Source organism: Pseudomonas sp. FFUP_PS_473 (assembly GCF_002858665.1).
Taxonomy (GTDB): Bacteria; Pseudomonadota; Gammaproteobacteria; order Pseudomonadales; family Pseudomonadaceae; genus Aquipseudomonas; species Aquipseudomonas defluvii.
The window spans coordinates 17,274-39,473 of record NZ_PJQQ01000031.1 but is presented as its reverse complement, the minus strand read 5'-3'; the positions used below and the strand labels follow the sequence as shown (position 1 = coordinate 39,473).

17 protein-coding genes are annotated in these 22,200 nt (G+C 61.7%); 11 read left to right on the top strand and 6 right to left on the bottom strand.

The features are described from left to right. The first annotated feature begins 55 nt into the window (after positions 1-55). Positions 56-1,342 (top strand): arsenic transporter, encoded by a 1,287-nt coding sequence (locus tag CYD26_RS19355; RefSeq protein ID WP_102053351.1) that lies wholly within the window; start codon positions 56-58, stop codon positions 1,340-1,342. Between the two features lie 17 nt (positions 1,343-1,359). Here the strand turns inward: CYD26_RS19355 and CYD26_RS19350 are convergent, their stop codons facing one another. Further along, positions 1,360-2,304, bottom strand: a complete 945-nt coding sequence (locus CYD26_RS19350; RefSeq protein ID WP_102053350.1) for a DUF1853 family protein — start codon at positions 2,302-2,304, stop codon at positions 1,360-1,362. Between the two features lie 135 nt (positions 2,305-2,439). Between CYD26_RS19350 and CYD26_RS19345 the strand changes: the two genes are divergently transcribed. From CYD26_RS19345 to CYD26_RS19300, 10 genes are all read left to right on the top strand, one after another. Next, positions 2,440-3,330 carry an NAD(+) kinase gene (locus CYD26_RS19345; RefSeq protein WP_102053349.1) on the top strand — a complete coding sequence of 297 codons (891 nt, stop codon included), beginning with the start codon at positions 2,440-2,442 and terminating at the stop codon, positions 3,328-3,330. After that, positions 3,330-4,301, top strand: a complete 972-nt coding sequence (locus CYD26_RS19340) for a metallophosphoesterase (RefSeq protein ID WP_102053348.1) — start codon at positions 3,330-3,332, stop codon at positions 4,299-4,301. Before CYD26_RS19345 ends, CYD26_RS19340 begins: the two co-directional genes overlap by 1 nt. 5 nt (positions 4,302-4,306) lie before the next feature. Continuing rightward, the gene (locus tag CYD26_RS19335; protein ID WP_102053361.1) at positions 4,307-5,176 is read left to right on the top strand and encodes a rhomboid family intramembrane serine protease; all 870 of its coding nucleotides are present in this window, start codon (positions 4,307-4,309) and stop codon (positions 5,174-5,176) included. Between the two features lie 14 nt (positions 5,177-5,190). Continuing rightward, positions 5,191-5,451 (top strand): YeaC family protein, encoded by a 261-nt coding sequence (locus tag CYD26_RS19330; protein WP_065758578.1) that lies wholly within the window; start codon positions 5,191-5,193, stop codon positions 5,449-5,451. Further along, a complete protein-coding gene (locus tag CYD26_RS19325) occupies positions 5,448-6,278 on the top strand; it encodes a DUF2797 domain-containing protein (RefSeq protein WP_102053347.1) in 831 nt (276 codons plus the stop codon). The genes CYD26_RS19330 and CYD26_RS19325 overlap by 4 nt, the downstream gene beginning before the upstream one ends. A 12-nt stretch (positions 6,279-6,290) precedes the next feature. Continuing rightward, positions 6,291-8,948 carry an aminopeptidase N gene (pepN, locus tag CYD26_RS19320; protein WP_102053346.1) on the top strand — a complete coding sequence of 886 codons (2,658 nt, stop codon included), beginning with the start codon at positions 6,291-6,293 and terminating at the stop codon, positions 8,946-8,948. Between the two features lie 293 nt (positions 8,949-9,241). Continuing rightward, a complete protein-coding gene (locus tag CYD26_RS19315; protein ID WP_102053345.1) occupies positions 9,242-10,312 on the top strand; it encodes a YCF48-related protein in 1,071 nt (356 codons plus the stop codon). Next, on the top strand, positions 10,309-12,708 hold the full coding sequence (locus CYD26_RS19310; RefSeq protein ID WP_102053344.1) for an RND family transporter: 2,400 nt from the start codon (positions 10,309-10,311) through the stop codon (positions 12,706-12,708). The genes CYD26_RS19315 and CYD26_RS19310 overlap by 4 nt, the downstream gene beginning before the upstream one ends. A gap of 114 nt (positions 12,709-12,822) precedes the next feature. After that, complete coding sequence (locus CYD26_RS19305; protein ID WP_102053360.1) at positions 12,823-13,113, top strand: DUF5629 family protein; 291 nt, start codon at positions 12,823-12,825, stop codon at positions 13,111-13,113. Further along, positions 13,079-14,218: a lactonase family protein gene (locus CYD26_RS19300; protein WP_102053343.1), complete on the top strand. Its 1,140-nt coding sequence runs from the start codon at positions 13,079-13,081 to the stop codon at positions 14,216-14,218. The genes CYD26_RS19305 and CYD26_RS19300 overlap by 35 nt, the downstream gene beginning before the upstream one ends. Positions 14,219-14,543: 325 nt before the next feature. Here CYD26_RS19300 and CYD26_RS19295 read toward each other — a convergent pair whose 3' ends face one another. The 5 genes from CYD26_RS19295 to CYD26_RS19275 form a co-directional block, all read right to left on the bottom strand. Further along, complete coding sequence (locus CYD26_RS19295; protein ID WP_065758584.1) at positions 14,544-15,137, bottom strand: glutathione S-transferase; 594 nt, start codon at positions 15,135-15,137, stop codon at positions 14,544-14,546. Next, the gene (locus CYD26_RS19290) at positions 15,134-18,781 is read right to left on the bottom strand and encodes an AAA family ATPase (protein WP_102053342.1); all 3,648 of its coding nucleotides are present in this window, start codon (positions 18,779-18,781) and stop codon (positions 15,134-15,136) included. The genes CYD26_RS19295 and CYD26_RS19290 overlap by 4 nt, the downstream gene beginning before the upstream one ends. After that, the gene (locus tag CYD26_RS19285) at positions 18,778-20,016 is read right to left on the bottom strand and encodes an exonuclease SbcCD subunit D C-terminal domain-containing protein (RefSeq protein ID WP_102053341.1); all 1,239 of its coding nucleotides are present in this window, start codon (positions 20,014-20,016) and stop codon (positions 18,778-18,780) included. The genes CYD26_RS19290 and CYD26_RS19285 overlap by 4 nt, the downstream gene beginning before the upstream one ends. Before the next feature lie 141 nt (positions 20,017-20,157). Beyond that, positions 20,158-21,531 (bottom strand): ATP-binding protein, encoded by a 1,374-nt coding sequence (locus CYD26_RS19280; protein ID WP_102053340.1) that lies wholly within the window; start codon positions 21,529-21,531, stop codon positions 20,158-20,160. Beyond that, the gene (locus CYD26_RS19275; protein ID WP_099775433.1) at positions 21,528-22,190 is read right to left on the bottom strand and encodes a response regulator; all 663 of its coding nucleotides are present in this window, start codon (positions 22,188-22,190) and stop codon (positions 21,528-21,530) included. Before CYD26_RS19275 ends, CYD26_RS19280 begins: the two co-directional genes overlap by 4 nt. Positions 22,191-22,200: the final 10 nt, after the last annotated feature.

Below are 22,200 nucleotides of genomic sequence, written 5' to 3'. Positions count from 1 at the left end.
CACTCGTTAAAATCCGCCGTCTTTTCCCCTCTACTTTCTGCAAGGCTGTTGTCTCATGCTGATGGCGTCATTGATCTTCCTGCTGACCATCACCCTGGTGATCTGGCAACCCAAGGGCCTCGGTGTCGGCTGGAGCGCGACGTTCGGGGCGTTGTTGGCGCTGATCAGCGGTGTGGTGCACTGGAGCGATATTCCGGTGGTCTGGCAGATCATCTGGAACGCTACCGGTACCTTCATTGCGTTGATCATCATCAGCCTGCTCCTTGATGCAGCGGGGTTCTTCGCCTGGGCGGCCCTGCATGTGGCGCGTTGGGGGCGTGGCAGCGGGCGGCGGCTGTTCGCTTACATCGTGTTGCTGGGGGCGCTGGTGTCGGCACTGTTTGCCAACGACGGCGCAGCGCTGATCCTTACACCTATCGTTGTCGCCATGTTACTGGCCTTGCGTTTCTCGCCAGCGGCGACTCTGGCATTCGTCATGGCGGCGGGCTTCGTGGCCGACACCGCCAGCTTGCCATTGGTCGTGTCTAACTTGGTGAACATCGTTTCTGCGGATTTCTTCGGCATCGGCTTCAACCGTTATGCTGCCGTCATGTTGCCGGTGAACCTGGTTAGCGTGGCGGCCACCCTGGGTATCCTGATGTGGTTCTTTCGACGTGACATTCCGCGCGATTACGACCCGTTGCAACTGGATCGGCCACGCAGTGCGATTCAAGACCCGGCCACCTTTGTGGCCGGCTGGCTGGTGTTGTTGATCTTGCTGCTGGGGTGTTTTGCCCTGGAGCCGCTCGGCATTCCCATCAGCGCGATCTCGGCGGTGTGTGCGGCTGTCTTGCTGCTGGTCGCCGCCCGCGGCCACACCATTTCCACACGCAGGGTCCTCAAGGAAGCCCCTTGGCATATCGTGATCTTCTCGCTGGGCATGTACTTGGTGGTGTATGGCTTGCGTAATGCCGGGTTGACCGGGCAACTGGCCACCTGGCTCGACACGTTCGCCCGCTCCGGTGTCTGGGGGGCGGCACTGGGCACCGGGCTGCTCAGCGCCGTCCTGTCGTCGATCATGAACAACTTGCCGACCGTACTGATTGGCGCCTTGTCCATCGACGCCAGCCAGGCCACTGGGGTCGTCAAGGAAGCGATGGTCTATGCCAATGTGATTGGCAGTGACCTGGGGCCGAAAATTACCCCGATCGGCAGCCTGGCGACCCTGCTCTGGCTGCATGTGCTGGAGCGTAAAGGGGTGCACATTGGTTGGGGGTACTACTTCAAGGTCGGCATCGTGCTCACCGTGCCGGTGCTGCTACTCACCCTGATGGCGCTGGCACTGCGTTTGACGGTTGTCTAGACGTCGCCAGGGGTGTGTCAGCCGGGCAGATTCGGCCAGGTATCCGCCACCAGAAACACGCGCTCGGCTTCTTCCCAAGCGCCGGGCCCGGTTTCCACCAGCCTTACCATGAGTTGCGCAGGGGCCATTGGATCGAGGGCGCTTAGCCAGGCCTGCAGGTGCTCGGCCGTCCAGGTCTGTTCAGTCGGGTAGCGCGCCGGTGCCAGCCAGGCATGGCGCGGCAGGTGTTGCCAGCGGCCGCTTGGGCTCTGCGCAAAGAACGTCGGCCAGTCGCGTTGGTGCAGCCAGCGCCCCTTGAGGTGCTCGGGGTGGGCCCCGCGTGGCGATACGGCATGACCCGGCCAAGGGTAGAGCAGGTAACCGCCCAGCCATAGGTGTGCGCTGAGCTGCGCGATGTCCAGCGCCGCCAAGGCTTCGCGGCTCTCGGCGCGGGCCGAGATGGGAAGCTGGTGCTGTGCCAGATGGGCCAGTTTAAGATCAAGGCGGTCATGACAGCCGGGGCCAAGCCACTGCGCCGGATCGCTGCCGTCGCCTGCCTGTGGTCCGAGGTAGAGTTTGATGGCCAACTCCAGGTGATGTACCCCGTCGCGGTCACGCAGGAGGATATCCAGTTCGCCCAGCGTGTGCCCACCGTCACGGATCGGCAGGTTGGCGGCCAGCAGTTCGATCCCGGGGGCGTGATGCAGGGCAAACTGCCAAAGGCGTTCGTAGTACAGGCCAAGTCGACGGTTGGCGGCCTGTGCCAGCCAGAGCAGCAGTGCGCTGCTGTCCTGGTCCAGGCGCTGCAGCCATTGGCTCAGGTGCGTCGGTTGTTGTACCCAGTCACTGCCCTGCAGCGGGTGGCGTTGAGGCCACGGCGTGGCGCTGAGCATGGGCGGGGCCAGGATGACCCAGGCCAGATCACGCACTTGCGCTTGGCGCAGTTGGCGGGGCAGGTCGGTCAGGTCAGGAAATGGGTTCATTCTGCGAGCATAGCCCTGATGCCCGCTGCAGTGCGAAAAAACGCCAGCGTTTGCCGCTGCACAGCGCTTTCGCCCATAATCGGTGTCTTTCGCCCACTGGCCATTTCACCCGCCGCAGAGCCTTGCAGGAGCCCCATGGAGCAATTTCGCAATATCGGTATCATCGGTCGCCTTGGCAGTTCCCAGGTACTCGATACCATTCGCCGACTGAAAAAATTCCTGTTGGCGCGGCATCTGCACGTCATCCTTGAGGACACCATCGCCGAAGTGCTGCCAGGGCATGGCCTGCAAACTTCGTCGCGCAAGCTGCTTGGCGAAGTCTGCGACATGGTCATCGTGGTCGGTGGCGATGGCAGCCTGCTGGGTGCTGCCCGGGCCTTGGCCCGTCACAACATTCCGGTATTGGGGATCAACCGCGGCAGCCTGGGTTTTCTCACCGATATCCGGCCCGATGAGCTGGAGGTGAAGGTCGCCGAAGTGCTTGATGGCCATTACCTGGTGGAAAACCGCTTCCTGCTTCAGGCTGAAGTCCGTCGGCATGGCGAGGCCATTGGCCAGGGTGATGCACTGAACGACGTGGTGCTGCATCCGGGCAAGTCGACACGCATGATCGAGTTCGAGATCTACATCGATGGCCAGTTTGTCTGCAGCCAGAAGGCCGACGGCCTGATCGTGGCCACCCCGACCGGCTCGACCGCTTATGCGCTGTCGGCGGGCGGGCCGATCATGCACCCCAAGCTCGACGCTATCGTCATTGTGCCGATGTACCCGCACACGCTGTCCGGGCGACCGATCGTGGTCGATGGCAACAGCGAGCTGAAGATCGTCGTGTCCAAGGACCTGCAGATTTACCCGCAGGTTTCCTGTGACGGCCAGAACCACTTTACCTGCGCCCCAGGCGACACCATCACGGTGAACAAAAAGCCGCAAAAGCTGCGCTTGATTCATCCGCTGGACCACAATTACTACGAGGTGTGCAGAACCAAGCTCGGCTGGGGCAGCCGTTTGGGCGGTGGAGGCGACTGATGCTCGATCCCGCGCGCAGTTACGATCTGATCGGTGATGTACATGGGTGCGCCCAAACCCTTGAACACCTGCTGGAAACCCTTGGCTACAGACGCCTGGGAGGTGTCTGGCGGCATTCGCAGCGTCAGGCACTGTTTCTGGGCGACATCATTGACCGTGGGCCACGGATCCGCGAGGCGCTGCACCTTGTTCATGACATGGTCGAGGCCGGTCAGGCCCGTTGCATCATGGGCAACCACGAATTCAGCGCGCTGGGCTGGAGCACGCCGGCCTTGCCGGGCAGTGGCAAGACCTATGTGCGCGAACACACCCCACGTCATGCCCACCTGATTGACGCAACACTCACCCAGTTCGCCCAGCATCCTGGTGACTGGCACGATTTCCTCGGTTGGTTCTATGAGCTGCCGTTGTTCCTCGATGCCGGGCGTTTCCGCCTGGTTCACGCCTGTTGGGACGCCAACCTGATCGAGCCGCTGCGCCAGGAGCGTCCGAACGGTTGTATCGACGAGCGTTTTGTCCAAGCGTCGGCGGTGTCCGACAGCTTTGCCTCTGTCGTATGCAATCGCCTGTTGCGGGGTACCGACATGCGCTTGCCGGGCGGCTTGACCCTGACCGGTGGCGATGGCCTGACCCGAGCATTTTTCCGGACCAAGTTCTGGGAAGAAGACCCGCAGACCTACGGCGACATCGTTTTCCAACCCGATGCCTTGCCCGAGCAGGTTGCCAGCACGCCACTGACCCACACGCAGAAAAGTAACCTGCTGCGCTACGGTGAGGACGAGCCTATGCTGTTCGTCGGCCATTACTGGCGCAGCGGCAAGCCCGCGCCGATTCGCCCCAACCTGGCTTGCCTGGACTACAGCGCCGTACTGTACGGCAAGCTGGTGGCCTATCGGCTGGACAATGAAACCCGGCTCGATCCGCACAAGTTCGTCTGGGTCGATGTCGAGCGGCCGGAGGCCAATGTATGAGCGTGGTGAATGTGGTCGAGGTGCTGCGCTTGCCGTTGAGCATCGACCTGAGCGGGTTCATCGGCCTGCTGAGGCGCCTGCAGGTGCCTCACCGGGTCAGTGAGGAGGGCGGCGAGCAGGTGTTATGGGTCAGCGAGCCGCTGGCGGGCGAGGTGCTGGCGTTGTATCAGCGCTTCCCTGAAGGCAATGCTGAGTTTGCCGCCGAGTCTTTACCGAACAGTGAACCGACACGCCCCGGCTTTATCGATCAGCTTCGCGCGAGCAAGGCGACAACGGCGATCTTGCTGCTATGCCTGGTGGTGGCGGGCTTGACCGGCCTGGGTGACAACCTCTCGACCTTGAGCTGGCTGACGTTTCTCGATTTCACCGTGCACGGTGACTACCTGTACTTCACACCGCTGGCCGAGAGCCTGGCCGCTGGCCAATGGTGGCGCCTGGCAACACCGATGCTGGTGCATTTCGGCCTATTGCACCTGGCCATGAACGGTATGTGGTTTTGGGAGCTGGGCCGCCGTATCGAGTGGCGCCAGGGCGCTTGGGTCATGCTCGGCCTGACGCTTTTGTTTGGCGTGGTGTCCAACGCTGCGCAGTACCTGTTCGGTGGGCCGAGCCTGTTTGGCGGTTTGTCCGGGGTGCTTTACGGCCTGCTGGGGTATATCTGGTTGTACCAGTGGCTCGCGCCCAACCCGCTCTATCGCATGCCGCGCGGGGTGTTGGTCATGATGTTGATCTGGCTGTTGCTGTGCCTGTCCGGCCTTGTCAGTTTGCTCGGCTTCGGCCAGATCGCCAACGCCGCCCATGTCGGTGGGTTATTGGTCGGTTGTCTGAGCGGGCTCTTGGGCGGGGCGCTGGCCCGGCGTAAACTGACGACTTGATTTTGGGAGACGCTATGTCCACTTTTTCGCAAATGATCGAAAACATTACCCCGGAAATCTACGAGAGCCTGAAGCTCGCCGTGGAAATCGGTAAATGGTCCGACGGGCGCAAGCTCACCGCCGAGCAGAAAGAACTGTCGTTGCAGGCCGTCATTGCCTGGGAAATGCAGAACCTGCCGGAAGAGCAGCGCACCGGCTACATGGGCCCGCAGGAATGCGCGTCGAAGTCGGCACCGGTGCCGAACATTCTGTTCAAGTCGGATGCGCTCCATTGATCGAGCTCGGTCGCGGATCCATCAGCAAAATGTCGGCGCGTCTTGAGACGCCCCTGGTTCAGTACGCGTTTCGTCTTGGCGACAGCGAAGTACCGGTCAACCCCTTGTTGGGAACCACCGTGCGCCTCGAGTACCTGGGGGCAATTCACTGCATCCATTGCGGGCGCAAGACCAAGACCAGTTTCAGCCAGGGTTACTGTTACCCCTGCATGAGCAAGCTGGCCCAGTGCGACGTCTGCATCATGGCCCCGGAGAAGTGTCACTACGACCAGGGCACCTGCCGCGAGCCGGCCTGGGGCGAACAGTTCTGCATGACGGATCATATCGTCTACCTGGCCAACTCGTCCGGGCTCAAGGTCGGCATCACCCGAGCCAACCAGTTGCCCACCCGCTGGCTCGATCAGGGCGCCAGCCAGGCGCTGCCGATCATGCGTGTGGCCACGCGGCAACAGTCAGGGTTGGTCGAGGACCTGTTCCGCGCCCATGTACCGGACCGTACCAACTGGCGTGCGTTGCTCAAGGGCGATGCCGAGGCGGTGGACCTGGTCGCCGTGCGCGATCAACTGTTCGAGCAGTGCGCCGAGGGCCTCCAGGCAATGCACGCACGCTTTGGCCTGCAGGCCATTCAACCGTTGTCAGATGCTCAAACCGTCGACATTCGCTATCCGGTCGAGGCCTATCCGAGCAAGATCGTCAGCTTCAACCTGGACAAGAATCCCCTGGCTGAAGGCACGCTGCTGGGCATCAAGGGCCAGTACCTGATCTTCGACACCGGCGTGATCAATATTCGCAAATACACGGCCTATCAACTCGCCGTGCATCAGTAAAAGGATCGCCACATGCGTACCGAACAGCCGCAAGTGATTTACCTCAAGGACTATCAGGCTCCCGAATACCTGATCGACGAGACCCACCTGACCTTCGAGTTGTTCGAGGACCACACATTGGTCCACGCGCAGTTGGTCATGCGCCGCAACCCGGCGCGGGGCGCTGGCTTGCCACCGTTGGTGCTGGATGGCCAGCAGTTGGAACTGCTGTCGGTGCAGCTCGACGACCGCGAACTGAGCGCTACCGAGTATGAGCTGAGCGACAGTCACCTGACACTGCAGCCAACGGCGGCGCGCTTCACCCTCGACACCTCGGTCAAGATCCATCCGGAAAGCAACACCGCGCTGGAAGGCCTGTACAAGTCGAGCGGCATGTTCTGCACCCAGTGCGAAGCCGAGGGCTTTCGCAAGATCACCTATTACCTCGACCGTCCGGACGTCATGAGCAAATTCACCACCACGGTGATTGCCGAGCAGCATCGCTACCCGGTGCTGCTGTCCAACGGTAACCCGGTCGGCACCGGGCCTGGCGAAGACGGCCGGCATTGGGCGACCTGGGAAGACCCGTTCATGAAACCGGCCTACCTGTTTGCGCTGGTGGCGGGCGACCTGTGGTGTGTCGAAGACACGTTCACTCGCCAGTCGGGGCGTGACGTCACCCTGCGTATCTATGTCGAGCCGGAAAACATCGACAAGTGCCAGCACGCCATGACCAGCCTGAAGAAGTCCATGCGCTGGGATGAAGAGGTCTATGGGCGTGAGTACGACCTGGACATCTTCATGATCGTTGCGGTCAACGACTTCAACATGGGCGCTATGGAAAACAAGGGCCTGAACATCTTCAACTCCAGTTGCGTACTGGCCCGCGCCGAAACCGCCACCGACGCTGCGCACCAGCGTGTCGAGGCGGTGGTCGCCCACGAATACTTCCACAACTGGTCAGGCAACCGCGTGACCTGCCGTGACTGGTTCCAGTTGTCGCTCAAGGAAGGCTTCACGGTGTTCCGCGATGCCGAGTTCTCGGCTGACATGAACTCGCGTACGGTCAAGCGTATCGAAGACGTGGCCTACCTGCGTACCCACCAGTTTGCCGAAGATGCCGGCCCTATGGCTCACGCCGTGCGCCCGGACAGCTTCATCGAAATTTCCAACTTCTACACCCTGACCGTGTACGAGAAGGGCTCGGAAGTGGTGCGCATGGTGCGTACCCTGTTGGGCGTTGAAGGCTTCCGCAAGGGCAGTGACCTGTACTTCGAGCGTCATGACGGCCAGGCGGTCACCTGTGACGACTTCATCAAGGCCATGGAAGATGCCAACGGCGTCGACCTGAGCCAGTTCAAACGCTGGTACAGCCAGGCTGGCACGCCACGCCTGGCGGTCAGCGATGCCTATGACAGCGCAGCGCAGACCTACAGCCTGACCTTCCGGCAGAGTTATCCACAAACCCCGGACAAACAGGAAAAGCAGCCCTTCGTCATTCCTGTAGAGCTGGGCCTGCTTGATGCCCAGGGCAATGACTTGCCACTGCGTCTGCTCGGTGAGGCGGCGGCCGAGGGCACCACCCGCGTACTGTCAGTTACCGAGGCTGAACAAACCTTCACCTTTGTCGATGTTGCGGCCAAGCCACTGCCGTCATTGCTGCGTGGCTTCAGCGCACCGGTCAAGCTGAGCTTCCCCTATGACCGCGACCAATTGATGTTCCTGATGCAGCATGACAGCGACGGCTTCAACCGTTGGGAAGCCGGCCAGCAGTTGTCGGTGCAGGTCCTGCAAGAGCTGATCGAACAGTACAAACAGGGCGCCAAGCTGGTACTCGACCCGCGCCTGGTAACTGCACTGGGCAGCGTCCTGAGCAATGATCAACTGGATCAGGCGATGGTCGCTGAAATGCTTTCGCTGCCCAGCGAGGCCTACCTCACTGAAATCAGTGAAGTGGCGGATGTCGATGCTATCCATGCGGCCCGCGAATTCGCCCGCAAACAACTGTCCGAGCAGTTGTTCGACGCACTGTGGGCCCGTTACCAAGCCAATCGCGCGGTGTCGCGCACGACCGCGTATGTGGCCGAAGCCGAGCATTTTGCCCGTCGCAGCCTGCAGAACATCGTGTTGTCCTACCTGATGCTCAGTGGCAAACCACAGGTGCTGGAAGCGACCCTGGAGCAGTTCGACGCGTGTGACAACATGACAGAGCGTTTGACCGCGCTGGCCGTGTTGGTCAACTCGTCGTTCGAGGCCGAGCGGGCCAAGGCGCTGGAGACGTTCGCCGACCACTTCAAGGACAATCCGTTGGTGATGGACCAGTGGTTCAGCGTCCAGGCGGCCAGCACCTTGCCGGGCGGTTTGGCGCGAGTCAAAGCACTGATGCAGCATCCGGCCTTCACGATGAAGAATCCGAACAAGGTGCGCGCCCTGATTGGTGCGTTTGCCGGGCAGAACCTGGTCAACTTCCATGCGGCAGACGGTTCCGGCTACCGCTTCCTGGCGGACCTGGTGATTGAACTCAATGCACTCAACCCGCAGATCGCCTCGCGGCAACTGGCACCGCTGACTCGCTGGCGCAAGTACGACGCTGCGCGTCAGGCGCTGATGAAGGGTGAGTTGGAGCGCATTCTTGCCTCCGGCGCGCTGTCCAGTGATGTCTATGAAGTGGTCAGCAAAAGCCTGGCTTGATCGGGTTTTTGACACGCTTGTCGGCGTCTGCTTTCGCTGATGCCGTCGCCGGCAAGTTGGCGCCCACAGGGCTACACAAGGCCCTGTGGGCGTTGGCTTGCCAACGATGCAGGCGCCACGCGCCCGCAGCCTCCTTTCCCGCGCTTAACAAAAGATAACGTCTTGTTCGTTGTCAGCCCTTTCTAAACCCCGATAGGATGGTTCTCAGCTATTGCGGGGCTCTGGAACAGGGTTTTTGGCTGTGCCCGCAACTGGATTTGACCCAAATAACAATTAAATCGGGGGAGAGATCTATGGGTGAGCCCGTCATGGCGCGCACCGGGTATGGTGCAGGACAAGGGCGCAGGGGGCCGACCGTGTTGGTTGGCAGCAGCCTTCTGGCGTTGGCCCTGGGCATGTTTGCCAATGCTATCGAGGCGGCGCAGGCGCAGGAGTCTGCAGCCTCGGCAACGGTCTACGCCATTGAGTCCGATAAGGCCGCTCGCAGTCTGTTGCTTGACGTCACCAAGGCCGGCGCCCGGCTGGTAGCGGTTGGTGACCGTGGCCACATCCTTTTCTCCGATGACCAGGGGCAGACCTGGACCCAGGCACGGGTGCCCACCCGGCAGATGCTCACTGCGGTTTACTTTGCCGATGCCCTCCATGGCTGGGCGGTAGGCCATGATGCGCAGATCCTCGCCAGCAGTGACGGCGGCGCGACCTGGAGCAAGCAATTCGAAGACCTCAAGCGTGAAGCGCCCTTGCTGGATGTGTGGTTCCAGGACGCGCAGCACGGTTTTGCTGTGGGGGCTTATGGGGCTCTGCTTGAAACCGTTGATGGCGGCGCAGCCTGGCAAGAGGTCAGCGACCGTCTGGATAACGAAGATCAACTGCACCTCAATGGCATCGCGGCGGTGAAGGATGCAGGGCTGTTCATCGTTGGAGAGCAGGGCGTGATGTTCCGCTCAGCCGACGCTGGGCAAACCTGGAACCGGGTGGAAGGGCCCTACCAGGGCTCGTTGTTCGGTGTGGTCGGTACGGCGCAAGCACGCACGCTGCTGGCCTATGGCTTGCGCGGCAACCTGTTCCGCTCCACCGACTTTGGCGACACCTGGCAAACCATTCCCCTGCATGCCGAACGCGGGCAGTTGGAGTTCGGCTTGTCCAGCGCGACGCTTCTGGACGATGGCAGCCTGGTGCTGGTCGGTAATGGCGGTAGCGTCCTGCGCAGCACCGACGATGGTGCAAGCTTCAGTGTCTATAACCGGGCCGATCGTATCGCGCTGGCGGCTGCCAGCGCAGTCACGGATGGAAAGCTGATTCTGGTAGGCCAGGGCGGCGTCCATGTTGCCACGTCATCTGGCGCTGAGAGGGTACAACCATGACCAGTCGGGAATCGTTCGGCACCCACCAGCACCATCACGACAAGGCGTCGGTTCTTGAACGCCTGATTTTCAACAACCGGCCTGCTGTCATCTTCATCTGCCTGGTCGTCAGCCTGTTCCTGTTCTGGCAGGCCACCTTGATCCGCCCCTCGACCAGCTTCGAGAAAATGATCCCGCTTGAGCATCCGTTTATCGAGAAAATGCTCGAGCACCGTAACGACCTGGCCAACCTTGGCAATACGGTGCGTATCTCGGTGGAGGCAGTCGATGGCGATATCTTCGACAAGCACTACATGGAAACCCTGCGTCAGATCCATGATGAGGTGTTCTACATTCCCGGTGTCGATCGTTCTGCGCTCAAGTCGTTGTGGAGCCCGAACGTTCGCTGGACCGAGGTGACCGAAGAAGGTTTTGCCGGTGGCGAGGTCATTCCGAAGACCTACGATGGTTCCGCCGACAGCCTGGATGAATTGCGCAGCAACGTGCTCAAGTCCGGGCAGATAGGCCGTCTGGTGGCCAACAACTTCAAGTCCAGCATTGTCGATGTACCGCTGCTGGAGTCCTACCCCGACCCGCAGGACCAGGGCAAGCAGATCAAGCTGGATTACCAGCAGTTCTCCCATCAGCTGGAAGAGAAGATCCGCGACAAGTTCCAGGCACAGAACCCCAATGTAAAAATCCACATCGTCGGTTTCGCCAAGAAGGTTGGCGACCTGATCGATGGCCTGATGATGGTCGCGATGTTCTTCGGCATCGCCCTGGCCATCACCTGGGTGCTGCTGTACTGGTTTACCTGGTGTATCCGTAGCACCATCGCCGTGCTGATCACCACCCTGGTGGCGGTGGTCTGGCAGTTGGGCTTGATGCACGCAGTGGGCTTTGGCCTGGATCCGTACTCGATGCTGGTGCCGTTTCTGATCTTCGCCATCGGCATTTCCCATGGGGTGCAGAAGATCAACGGTATCGCCTTGCAGTCCAGCGATGCCGACAATGCCCTGACCGCTGCACGGCGAACCTTCCGCCAACTGTTCTTGCCGGGGATGATTGCCATCCTGGCCGACGCGGTGGGCTTCATCACCCTGCTGATCATCGATATCGGGGTGATTCGCGAGTTGGCCATTGGTGCCTCCATCGGTGTGGCGGTGATCGTCTTTACCAACCTGATCCTGCTGCCGGTGGCGATCTCCTATGTCGGCATCAGCAAGAAGGCTATCGAGCGCAGCAAGCGCGATGCCACGCGTGAGCACCCGTTCTGGCGGCTGCTGTCCGGTTTTGCCAGTGCCAAGGTAGCGCCTGTGTCAGTGGTGCTGGCGCTGTTCGCGTTCGGTGGTGGCCTCTGGTACAGCCAGAACCTGAAGATCGGTGACCTCGACCAGGGAGCGCCTGAACTACGTCCTGACTCGCGCTATAACCTGGACAACCGTTTCATCATCAGTAACTACTCGACCAGCTCGGATGTGCTGGTGATCATGGTCAAGACGCCACCCGAAGGCTGCTCGGTCTATTCGACCATGGCGCCGGTCGATGAGTTGATGTGGACCATGGAAAACACCCCGGGCGTGCAATCGGCGATTTCACTGGTGACGGTGTCCAAGCAGGTCATCAAGGGCATGAACGAGGGCAACCTGAAATGGGAGACCTTGTCGCGCAACCCGGATGTGCTGAACAGTTCGATCTCCCGTGCCGATGGCTTGTACAACAGCGACTGTTCGCTGGCCCCGGTGCTGGTGTTCCTCAACGATCACAAGGCCGAGACCCTTGATCGCGTGATCAAGGCGGCCCAGACCTTCGCCGATGAACACAACAAGGACGGCCTGGAGTTCCTGCTGGCAGCGGGCAATGCCGGGATCGAGGCCGCGACCAATGACGTGATCAAGTCGGCCGAGCTGACCATCCTGATCCTGGTTTACATCTGTGTGGCCGTGATGTGCATGATCACCTTCCGCTCGTTTGCCGCGACCTTGTGCATCGTGCTGCCGCTGGTGCTGACTTCGGTGCTGGGCAATGCGCTGATGGCCTTCATGGGCATCGGTGTGAAGGTGGCGACCCTGCCTGTGGTGGCGCTGGGGGTGGGTATCGGTGTGGACTACGGCATTTACATCTACAGTCGCCTGGAGAGTTTCCTGCGCGCCGGGCTGCCGCTGCAAGAGGCCTACTATCAAACCCTCAAGTCCACCGGCAAGGCGGTGCTGTTCACCGGTTTGTGCCTGGCCATTGGCGTCGCGACCTGGATCTTCTCGGCAATCAAGTTCCAGGCTGACATGGGCTTGATGCTGACCTTCATGTTGCTCTGGAACATGTTCGGCGCATTGTGGTTGTTGCCGGCACTGGCACGTTTCCTGATCAAGCCGGAGAAACTGGTGGGCAAGGAGGGTGGGTCGATTTTCGCCCATTGATCGCCTCGGTTGAGCGCATCGCCGGCAACGCCGGCCCCTACGGGGGCTGGGGTGCCGGCGATGTTGTTTGCATTGGAGTATCATTGTGCTTTTCCGCACGATGATACCTCTCTCATGACGACCCTTTCCCACGCCCTGCAAGCCAGCGACATGCTGTTGATCGACGGCCTGCATGCCTTTGATTTCACCTTCGATGAGACCGGTCTGCAGGTTGAATGCATGGATGGTCGTGCACTCAAACGCTGGCAGTTCAGCATTGAGCAGATCAATGCCGCCCGCGCGGACGGCGGCGACTGGTTGATCGCGGCCGACGGTGTCGAGCACCGTCTGGTGTGCATGAGTGCCTTGCGCGCCTCGGAAGAGGATGACGATGAAACGTCTGCTGACGTGTCTATTGATCAATAGTGCTGTTGCCATGACGGCTACGGCGCAAGGCCACGAACTGCTGGTCGGTAGCTACACCCAGGGCAGCAGCGAGGGGATCTATCGCTACCGCTTTGACAGCCAGAGCGGGCAGATCGAGCCAGAGCCGCTGCAGGTGGTGCAGAGCGTCAACCCGTCCTGGCTGGTCGTGTCCAGTGACCGTCGCCTGTTGTTTGCGGTCAACGAAAACGGCGCCGGGCATGGCCAGGTCAGCAGCTTTGCGCTTGCCCCCGGCAGCGGTGCGATAAGCCCGCTGAGCCGGCTCGACAGCCTGGGTGACGAGCCGACCCACGCCAGCCTCAGTAATGACGGCCGCTACCTGTTCGTTGCCAACTATGCGGTGCAGCCAACCCCGGGCGGGAGCCTGTCGGTGCTGCCCGTGGCGGCAGACGGGCGCTTGTTGCCGGTGGTGCAGCAAGAACGCCATCCGCCCAGCTACGTCAACCCGGAGCGCCAGTCCGGCTCCCATGTGCATGCGGCGGTGTCGTCGCCGGATGGGCGCTACCTGTATGCCTGCGACCTGGGCGCCGACAAGGTGTTCATCTATCGCTACGACAGCGCCAACCCCGAGCGCCCCTTGAGCCCGGCCCGCCCTGCGGCGGTCAACCTGCCGCCGGGCAGCGGGCCACGCCATCTGGTGTTCGCAGCCACTGGCAAACAGGCTTACCTGACCCTGGAGATGAGTGCCGAAGTGGTGGTGTTCGATGTACAGGATGGCGTACTCATCGAGCGTCAACGGCTGCCCTTGAGCGACTCTCAGGCGCCGGCCAGCAAAGCGGCGGGGGCCTTGCACCTCTCGCCGGACGGGCGCTTCCTGTACGTGAGTAATCGCGGTACCGCCAACGAGCTGTTGGTGTTCGCAATCGACTCGGCCCTGGGTACGCTGACGCCGCTGCAACGGCGCTCGGTGGAAGGTGATCATCCTCGCGAGTTCAGCCTCGACCCGAGCGGTGGCTATGTGCTGGTTGCCAACCAGAAGAGCAACCAGATCGTGGTCATCCAGCGTGACCGGCACACCGGCCTGCTGGGCAAGACTGTGCAGAAGCTTGCCCAGGATGCGCCTTCGGACCTGAAGTTCGTCAATTGACCATCGCGGGCAAGCCCGCTCCCACAGGTGAACTGCCCCCAAGAAGTTGGACACAAATCCAACCCTTGGTGGGCAGTCCAAGTTGTAGGAGCAGGTCTTGCCTGCGATGCGGGCGCCGCGCACCTGCTGATACACCACGGCCCCCATCGCGGGCAAGCCCGCTCCCACAGGTGGACTGCCCCCGAGAAATTGGACACAAATCCAACCCTTGGTGGGCAGTCCAAAGTTGTAGGAGCAGGTCTTGCCTGCGATGCAGACGCCGCTAACCCACTGACACCCCACCGGCGCCATCGCAGGCCAGCCTGCAACAACAGGGCGGGTGGCTTCAGCGGGCCATGATTGCCTTGAACAGCGCCGAGTCCAGCCAACCCTGCAGCCAAGCTCGCAGCCTGGGGTAGGGGGCTTGGGCAAACCAGTCTGGTTCGACCCCGGCGAACTGGCGAATGAACGGCATCAGGGCTACATCCGCCAGGCTTGGGTGCGAGGTGAGCAGGTAGTCGTGCTGCGCCAGGTGTGCCTCCAGGTCATCAAGGATTTCACAGGCCAGCTGTCGGTATTCCTCACGCGAATGCGCCGGGTAGCGCTCGGCATACTTGTAGTGGTTGAGTCTGACTTTAAACAGGCTGTCGTTACGCGCTATCAGTGCGTTGGCCTGTTGCGCAGCCTGTGAGTCGGTACTCAGCAGCCAGTCTTGCGGGTCATGCCGGGCCAAGGCCCAGCGCATGATGTCCAGGCTTTCCTCCAGCACCTTGCCCTCGACACTCAACACCGGCACCGTACCTTTGGGCGACAAGGCGAGCATGTCGGCCGGTTTTTCCTTGAGGCTGACCTCGCGGATCTCGACCGGGCATTGGCTGTAGCGCAAGGCCATGCGTGCACGCATGGCGTAAGGGCAGCGCCGAAACGAGTAGAGGATCATCCACTGACCTCCAGGGTACTCAGGCCATTGCCTTGGCGACGAACCTGGATCTGTACCGGAATCCGCTCGTGCATTTCCTGCACATGAGAGATCACCGCGACCTTGCGCCCTTGAGCCTGCAAACCGTCCAGTGCATCCATGGCCAGTTGCAGCGATTCGGGGTCGAGGCTGCCGAAGCCTTCGTCGATGAACAGCGACTCGATCTTCAACGTGCTCGAGGCCATCGACGCCAGCCCCAGGGCCAGCGCCAGCGAGACCAGGAAGGTTTCGCCCCCGGACAAGGAGTGCACCGAGCGCAGTTCATCCCCCATCTCGGTATCCTGCACCAACAGGCCCAACAGGCTGCCGCCGCGCTTGAGCCGGTAGCGGCGGGCCAATTGACGCAGCTGTGCGTTGGCATGGTGCACCAGCAGGTCGAGGTTGTAGCCCTGGGCGATCTTGCGGAAGGTATCGCCAGTGGCAGAACCGATCAGGGCGTTCAGGCGCGCCCAGCGTTGCCACTCGGTATAGGCCTGGGCAATCTGTTCTGCCAGCGCTTGGTTGGCCTGTTGGCGGCGCTGGTCGTCGGCTTGCTCGGCGCGCAGTTCGGCACACTGTTGCTCGCGGGTGTGCAGCTGTTGCTGCAACGCGGCCATGGCTTGTTCCAGCTGATCGGCTGGCAGTTCCCCGTTGGCTTGGGCCTGATGTTGCTGAAGGCGCTGTTCGCGCTCTTGCACCAGCACCTGAGTGTGCTCGATGGCTTTTCTGGCGTTTTGCAGGCGCTGACGCAACTGGCTGATCTGTTCGTCATCGAACGCCAGCAATTGCGTCAGGCCGGCATCGTCCAATTCAGGATGGGCGTGTCGCCATTGGCCGATGACGGCCTCCAGTTGACGGCATTCCTCTTCCAGGGCATCTCGCTGTTGCGCTTTGGCCTTGAGCTCGGCTGTCAGCTCGATCGAGCGGGCGAGGCTGTCCTGCAGTTGCTGCTGGGTGGTCGCTTCGACGCTGCGCGCCTGTTCAACGGCCTGCTCCAGTTGCTGTTGCCAGTGCTGGGCGTTTTCGTGCTCGCCAAGCAGGCCGTCTAGCGTTGCTTTTGCCTGCTGCTGTTGGGTTTGCCGGGCAACGACCTGCTGCTGCAGCTCCTCCAGCTTCTGTACCCGTGCCTGTTGTTGCAGGCTGGCCTTTTCCAGTTGCTGCTGGCGGTCGTTGTAGTCCTGTTGCTCGTCTTTTTGCCGGTCTACCAGTTCCAGGCGCTGCGCCAGTTGCTGGTCGAGTTGCAGGAAGGCGGCTGACGTTTCCTGACGCAGGGCTTGCAGGATGTCGGCGGGCAGCAGGCCGGCGAAGCTTGCCAGTGCCTGTTCCAGGCGTTCCTCGTCGTCACTCAGCGCCTGCTGTTGCTGGCTCACGTGCAGCGTGGCCTGCTGGCTGGCCTCGATGGCCACCTGCAGTTGTTGCTGCAGGCGGGCGGCGTCCTGCTGAAGCGTGAGCAGTGTCTGCTGGCGTTGCTCGTCCCGGTTGATGTCATCGTTCAGGCGGCGCAGTTGAAGCTCCAGCCAGGCCGAGCAGGCGTTGCTGTCCTGATCGGCCAACTGAGCGTAGAGCGGGTGAGCATCGAGGCTGGGGGCCAACGCCTGCTGTTGAGTGACAAGGTGCTCGTGCTGGTGCAGGTACTCCTTGATCTGGCTATTGACGCCGGCCAGTTTCGCTCGCAGTTCATCCAGTTTGTCTTTCAGCCCGTCGACCAGGCGCTGGGCGTTGGCTTCTTCATCCTGGTCATGTCGGCCAAGGCTTTGCAGCAGCGCTTCGGGCTGGTGGTACGGGTGTTCCTGGCTGCCGCAGACGGGGCAGGGCTGGTCGTCCTGTAGCTGCGCTCGGAGCTCTTCGACGCTGGCACTGCGGGCCAAACGCTGACGCTCAAGCAGCTGTCGTGTGAGGTTCAGTGCCTGCTCGGCGGCAATCAGCTCTTGTTTGCCTTGCAGCCCCTCGCTGATCAATTGTTCGCGTTGCTGCTGCGCGGCCTGCTGGCGTTCACGCAAGGCGTGGATTTGTTTGTCCAGATCCTGCTGGCTGTTCCAGAGCCGGGTCAGTTCTTCGACCGCACGCTGTTGCTTGCGGTTGTCTTGCAACAGCGTTCCCAGCAGGCTGATCTGCTCTGCCAGGGCCTCGGGTTCAGCGCCGGCTTCGTGGTAGATCTGCGCCAGGTGAGTGCGCTGTTCTTCCAGTTGGCGGGCCGCATCCGTGGCGCGTTGCTGCAGGGCGGGCAGTTCCTCGCGGCCTTTGTTGAGCCGGTTGCCAATGAGCATCAGTTGCTGCAGTTGGCCCCGGTAGGCGCTCCAGGCGTCGCCCAGGCCGGACAGGTGCGCGCTGTGTGCGAGTTGCTCGTCAAGTTGCTGCAGACGCTCGCTGTTACGCTGCTGTTGTTCGATCAGGGTGTGTAGCTGCTGCTGGCCCTCGCGGGAGGCCTGTTCGGCCTGTTGGTGCAGGGCAAGGCTGTCGGCCAGTTCCTGTTCCAGGCGCGCCAAGGTGTCTTGCTCGGCGAAGGCCTGGCGCAGCAACGGCGCGTTTTGCGCCTGCTGAGCCAGTGCCTGGCTCAGTGCCTCGCGTGCGTGGTGCAGGTGTTGTTCCAGTTGTTGCTGGGCAGCCTGCAACTCAACCTGTTGCTGGCGCTGTTGTTCAATGGCAACGGTCAGTGGCGAGCGCTGGCCGGTCAGCTCCAGTTGTCGGGCAAACTGATGGCGCTGCGGCGCCAACTGCTCCAGCCGCTCCAGGTTCAAGCGTTCTGTGGCCAGTTGCTCCCAGTGCTGCTGGGCACTGTGGGCGTCCTCGGCGGCGGCACGTTGTTGTGCCTGCAAGTGGCCTAGCTCTGTCAGCCAACTGCGCTGCTGCTCGAACTGGCGCAGTTGCGCCTGTTCGGTCTTGAGTTGGCGTTGTGCCTGTTCAACACGCTGGTCGAGTTCAGCGCGTGCCTCCGGGCTGAGCGGCGTGATACCACTGACCTGTTGTTGCAAGGCCTTGTGGATATCTTCGGCTTCTTTGCTCTTGCTGTAGGCGCGTCGGCCCAACTGGCTGTAGATCGCTGTGTTGGTGAGTTTTTCCAGCAGTTCGCTGCGGTCCTTGTCGTCGGCCTTGAGGAAGGCGCTGAACTCGCTTTGGGCCAGCATGACCGCACGGGTGAACTGTTCGAAGTTGAGCCCCAGCTTGGCCTCGATCAGCTGTTTGTACTCGCTTTTGCTCTGGCTGCTCAGTAACTGGTTACCGTCCAGGTCATGCAGGCTCTGACGGCTGCCTTGCAGCTTGCCGTTGGCTTTATCGCGGGCGCGGTTGGTCTCCCAGCGTGCCCGGTAACGGTGGCCGTCGATACCGACGAAATCAACTTCGGCAAAGCCGCTGCCGGTGCCCCGGCGTAGCAGCGTGCGCGGGTCGCTGGTAAGGATCTCGCTGTCGACTTCTGGCAGTTTGGTTTCCCGGCCAATGCTGTTCAGGCGTGGTACAGCGCCGAACAGTGCCAGGCACAAGGCATCGAGCAAGGTGCTCTTGCCCGCGCCGGTGGGGCCGGTGATCGCAAACAGGCCAGCACTGGCCAAGGGCTCGGCGGTGAAGTCGATTTCGCAAGGGCCGGCCAGGGACGCAAGGTTTTTCAGGCGAATGGCGAGAATTTTCATGGGTGCTCCTCCTCCTGTTGCACGTCCTGCAGCAGTTGGGCGAAGTCGGCCAGTGTCTGCTCGTCCACGGCATTGCCATAGGCCTGCTCCCAGGCGCGGCTGAACAGGTCTTGCGGGCTGAGTTGGCCCAGTTCAATCAAGGGGCTACTGTCGTCGTCATCCTGTTGAGCGCCGGCGTACTCGACGGCGATCCGTACCAGGCGCACGGCCTTGCCGTTCAGCGCGAGTTCGATTTGCTGGCGCAGGTCCGGTTGTGGTTCATCCAGACGCACGCGCACTTCCAGCCAGGGCTGGCGTTGCAGGTCAGCCAGCAGGTCGACTTCCGGCAGCGCTGCCAGGTGTTCCAGCACCTCGTTCAGGGAGGCAGGGCCCAGGCGTTGCAGGTGCACGGCCCGCGGTACCAGCCGTGGCTCGACGCTGCGCAGTGCCGCGCCGTCCAGTTCCACCTCGAGTATCTGGTGTTGATAGCCAATTTCCGAGAACGACAACGGCAGCGGCGAGCCGCTGTAGCGAATGCGTTCCTCGCCGTTGACCCGCTGCGGTTTGTGCAGGTGGCCCAGGGCGACATACGCCACCGAGTCGCTGAACAGCTTGGCCGACAGTGCTTCGGCGTTGCCGATGATCAGGCTGCGCTCGGAGTCTTCCGAAATCGACCCGCCAGCCATGTGCGCATGGCTGATGGCGACCAGCGCCTGCCCCGGTTTGCGTCGGCTTTCAGCTGCAGCGATCAGGCGTTCATGTACCTGGGTGATGCCGCGCAGGTAATCGTCACCCACGTGTGCGCCGGTCACTTCGGCCGGGCGCAGGAAGGGCAGCGCCAGGCACCAGGCGCGGGTTTTACCCTTGGCATCGGTCAGCGGGATCAGCAAGCGATCACTGTCGAGCTGGCCGTCATCCAGCCACTGCACACGGCCCAGGGCATGGGTGCGCAGGCGGCGCATCAACGGTGCCGGCAGTTCGATACGGGCACCGGAGTCATGGTTGCCGGCGATGATCACGATATCCAGCGCAGGCTGCTGTTCGTGAGCGCGGACGATGAAGTCGTACAGGCGTTCCTGGGCTTTGACCGGAGGGTTGACCGTATCGAAGATGTCGCCGGCAATCAGCAGGGCATCGGGTTGACGCAGGGCCAGTTGGCCGAGCAGCCAGTCGAGAAAGCAGGCATGTTCGAAGTCACGTTCCTGGCTGTGGAGGGTTTGCCCCAGGTGCCAGTCGGAGGTGTGAAACAGACGCATTGAAAGTCCTGTGCAGAGGAAACCGGGTCGCTCTGGGCAGCGTTGGCCAGCAGGGGCGGTCGGCTATGGTAGCGCGACTACGCCCAGGGGTTGCCAGTTTCCGGGATCAGCAGGGCCGAGACAACCGGCGGCATGCGAACTTCAGGCATGCGCCAGGGGGAAGTGCACGCTTGCACACAGGCCACCCTGCGGCAGGTTGTCCAGGCTGACTTTTGCGCCGAGGCGCTTGGCGATGGTTTGTACAATGGCCAGGCCGAGGCCGGCGCCTTGGTCGTTGCCACGGCTGAAGAAGCGCTCGAACAGGCGATCACGGTGTTCAGGGTCGATGCCAGGGCCTTGGTCTTCGACGCTCAGCAGCACTTCGCTGGCGGTCTCCTCCAGGCGCACGGTGATCAGCCCGCCTTTGGGTGAGAAATTCGCGGCATTGGTGACCAGGTTGTTCAAGGCAATATCGAGGGTTGCGCTATCGCCCAGTATCCGCAGGGGCGCCTCAGGCGCTTCCAGGCTCACCTCAAGGCCCCTGTCGAGCAGCCAGGGGGTCAGTTGTGCCAATGAGTCACGCACACTGGCAGTCAGGTCGATGGGCTGTAGTGGTGCGCTGCCAAGCCGTGGCTCCAGGCGTGCCATGGTCAAGAGTTGATTGACCAGGCGCGAGGTTCGGTCCACACCGGCAATCAGGTTGTGCAGGGACTGTTGGCGTTCCGCGTCGTTGCGCGCTTCCTGCAGATTCTGCGCGTGTACCCTTAGCACTGCCAGCGGGGTACGCAACTCGTGGGCCGCATCGGCGATGAAACGTCGCTCCCGGCCAAGGACTTCCTGAATCTGTCCCAGCAGCCGATTGAGTGCGGCTTGCATCGGCTCCAGCTCATTGGGCAATGGTGACAGTTGTATGGGCTCCAGCGACCCGGGGTGGCGGGCGCGCAGTGTCGTGGCCATATTGGCCAGTGGTTTGAGCCCCCAGCCGATGGCAAACCAGATCATCGTCGCTAACAGCAGGCTGCCAATCAGGTTGGGGCCCAAGGTGTGGCGGACGATGCGGTTGACCAGGTCGTTGCGCACATCGTCGCGCTCGCCAACCCAGATTCGCAGGGAATGCTCGGTGTCGACCAGCACGAAGGTACGCCATTGCTGGTTCTTCAGGTCGACCACATCATTGAAGCCGGCATCGCTCGGCGGTGCAGTGAAGCTCGGTGCACTGGCGGTATGCACCAGTAACTGGCCATCGAGGTTCCAGACCTGAAAGGCCATTTTGCTTTCGTAAGGGTGCCCATCGACCTTAGGGGATGCCTGACCCAGCGCCTCGTTGAACGCACGGTACAGTTCGCTGTGATCGCTGCTGTGCATTGGCATGCGCATGATGCCCTGCAGCAAGCGGGCATTTTGTGCCAGTTGGGCGTCATAGACTTCGGCAATTTCGTGGTTGCTGTCATGCAGGTTGAGTACAGACAGGGTCATCAGGCCGCCGATCAACAGGCCAATGATCAGGGTCAGGGTTCGCCGCCGGATGGATTTCATCGTGCTTCTTGCACCAGGTAGCCAACGCCGCGAATGGTCCGGATCAAGTCACTGGAGAGCTTCTTGCGCAAGTGGTGGATATGCACCTCAAGCGTGTTGCTTTCTGCTTCGTCGTTCCAGCCGTAGAGCAACTGGGTCAGCCGTTCGCGGGTCATGACCCGGCCTGGGGGTGACAGCAGCTCGTACAGCAGTTGGTACTCTTTGGGGGTCAATGAAACTGGCTGCCCCAGATAGGTGACCTGATGGCTGACAGGGTCCAGGCTGATTCCAGCATGTTCGATGCGCAGTTGGGCCCGCCCGGCACTGCGTCGCATCAAGGCGCGCAGGCGCGCCTTGAGTTCGGCCAGGTCGAAAGGTTTGACCAGGTAGTCGTCGGCACCGGCATCAAGGCCGGCAATGCGGTCTTCGGTGGCATCACGCGCGGTCAGGATCAGCACGGGCAGGTTCGAGCCGCTGCTGCGCAGACGCCGCAACACCTCCAGCCCGTCCATGCGCGGCAGGCCAAGATCGAGGATGGCCAGGTCGAAGGTTTCACTCAGTAACGAGTGCAACGCGCTGCTACCGTCTTTGATCCAGTCGGTGGTATAGCCGTCGCGGCTCAGTGCCTGGTAGATACCTTCACCCAGCGAAACATCGTCCTCAATCAGCAGCAGTCGCATGCCGGCTCCT

What these genes read in the sequence shown, in the direction of transcription:
- CYD26_RS19290 (WP_102053342.1), bottom strand. Translation starts at nt 18,781, where the DNA reads ATGAAAATTCTCGCCATTCGCCTGAAAAACCTTGCGTCCCTGGCCGGC.
- CYD26_RS19315 (WP_102053345.1), top strand. Translation starts at nt 9,242, where the DNA reads ATGGGTGAGCCCGTCATGGCGCGCACCGGGTATGGTGCAGGACAAGGG.
- CYD26_RS19310 (WP_102053344.1), top strand. Translation starts at nt 10,309, where the DNA reads ATGACCAGTCGGGAATCGTTCGGCACCCACCAGCACCATCACGACAAG.
- CYD26_RS19350 (WP_102053350.1), bottom strand. Translation starts at nt 2,304, where the DNA reads ATGAACCCATTTCCTGACCTGACCGACCTGCCCCGCCAACTGCGCCAA.
- CYD26_RS19280 (WP_102053340.1), bottom strand. Translation starts at nt 21,531, where the DNA reads ATGAAATCCATCCGGCGGCGAACCCTGACCCTGATCATTGGCCTGTTG.
- CYD26_RS19305 (WP_102053360.1), top strand. Translation starts at nt 12,823, where the DNA reads ATGACGACCCTTTCCCACGCCCTGCAAGCCAGCGACATGCTGTTGATC.
- CYD26_RS19345 (WP_102053349.1), top strand. Translation starts at nt 2,440, where the DNA reads ATGGAGCAATTTCGCAATATCGGTATCATCGGTCGCCTTGGCAGTTCC.
- CYD26_RS19295 (WP_065758584.1), bottom strand. Translation starts at nt 15,137, where the DNA reads ATGATCCTCTACTCGTTTCGGCGCTGCCCTTACGCCATGCGTGCACGC.
- CYD26_RS19300 (WP_102053343.1), top strand. Translation starts at nt 13,079, where the DNA reads ATGAAACGTCTGCTGACGTGTCTATTGATCAATAGTGCTGTTGCCATG.
- CYD26_RS19330 (WP_065758578.1), top strand. Translation starts at nt 5,191, where the DNA reads ATGTCCACTTTTTCGCAAATGATCGAAAACATTACCCCGGAAATCTAC.
- CYD26_RS19340 (WP_102053348.1), top strand. Translation starts at nt 3,330, where the DNA reads ATGCTCGATCCCGCGCGCAGTTACGATCTGATCGGTGATGTACATGGG.
- CYD26_RS19275 (WP_099775433.1), bottom strand. Translation starts at nt 22,190, where the DNA reads ATGCGACTGCTGCTGATTGAGGACGATGTTTCGCTGGGTGAAGGTATC.
- pepN (WP_102053346.1), top strand. Translation starts at nt 6,291, where the DNA reads ATGCGTACCGAACAGCCGCAAGTGATTTACCTCAAGGACTATCAGGCT.
- CYD26_RS19355 (WP_102053351.1), top strand. Translation starts at nt 56, where the DNA reads ATGCTGATGGCGTCATTGATCTTCCTGCTGACCATCACCCTGGTGATC.
- CYD26_RS19285 (WP_102053341.1), bottom strand. Translation starts at nt 20,016, where the DNA reads ATGCGTCTGTTTCACACCTCCGACTGGCACCTGGGGCAAACCCTCCAC.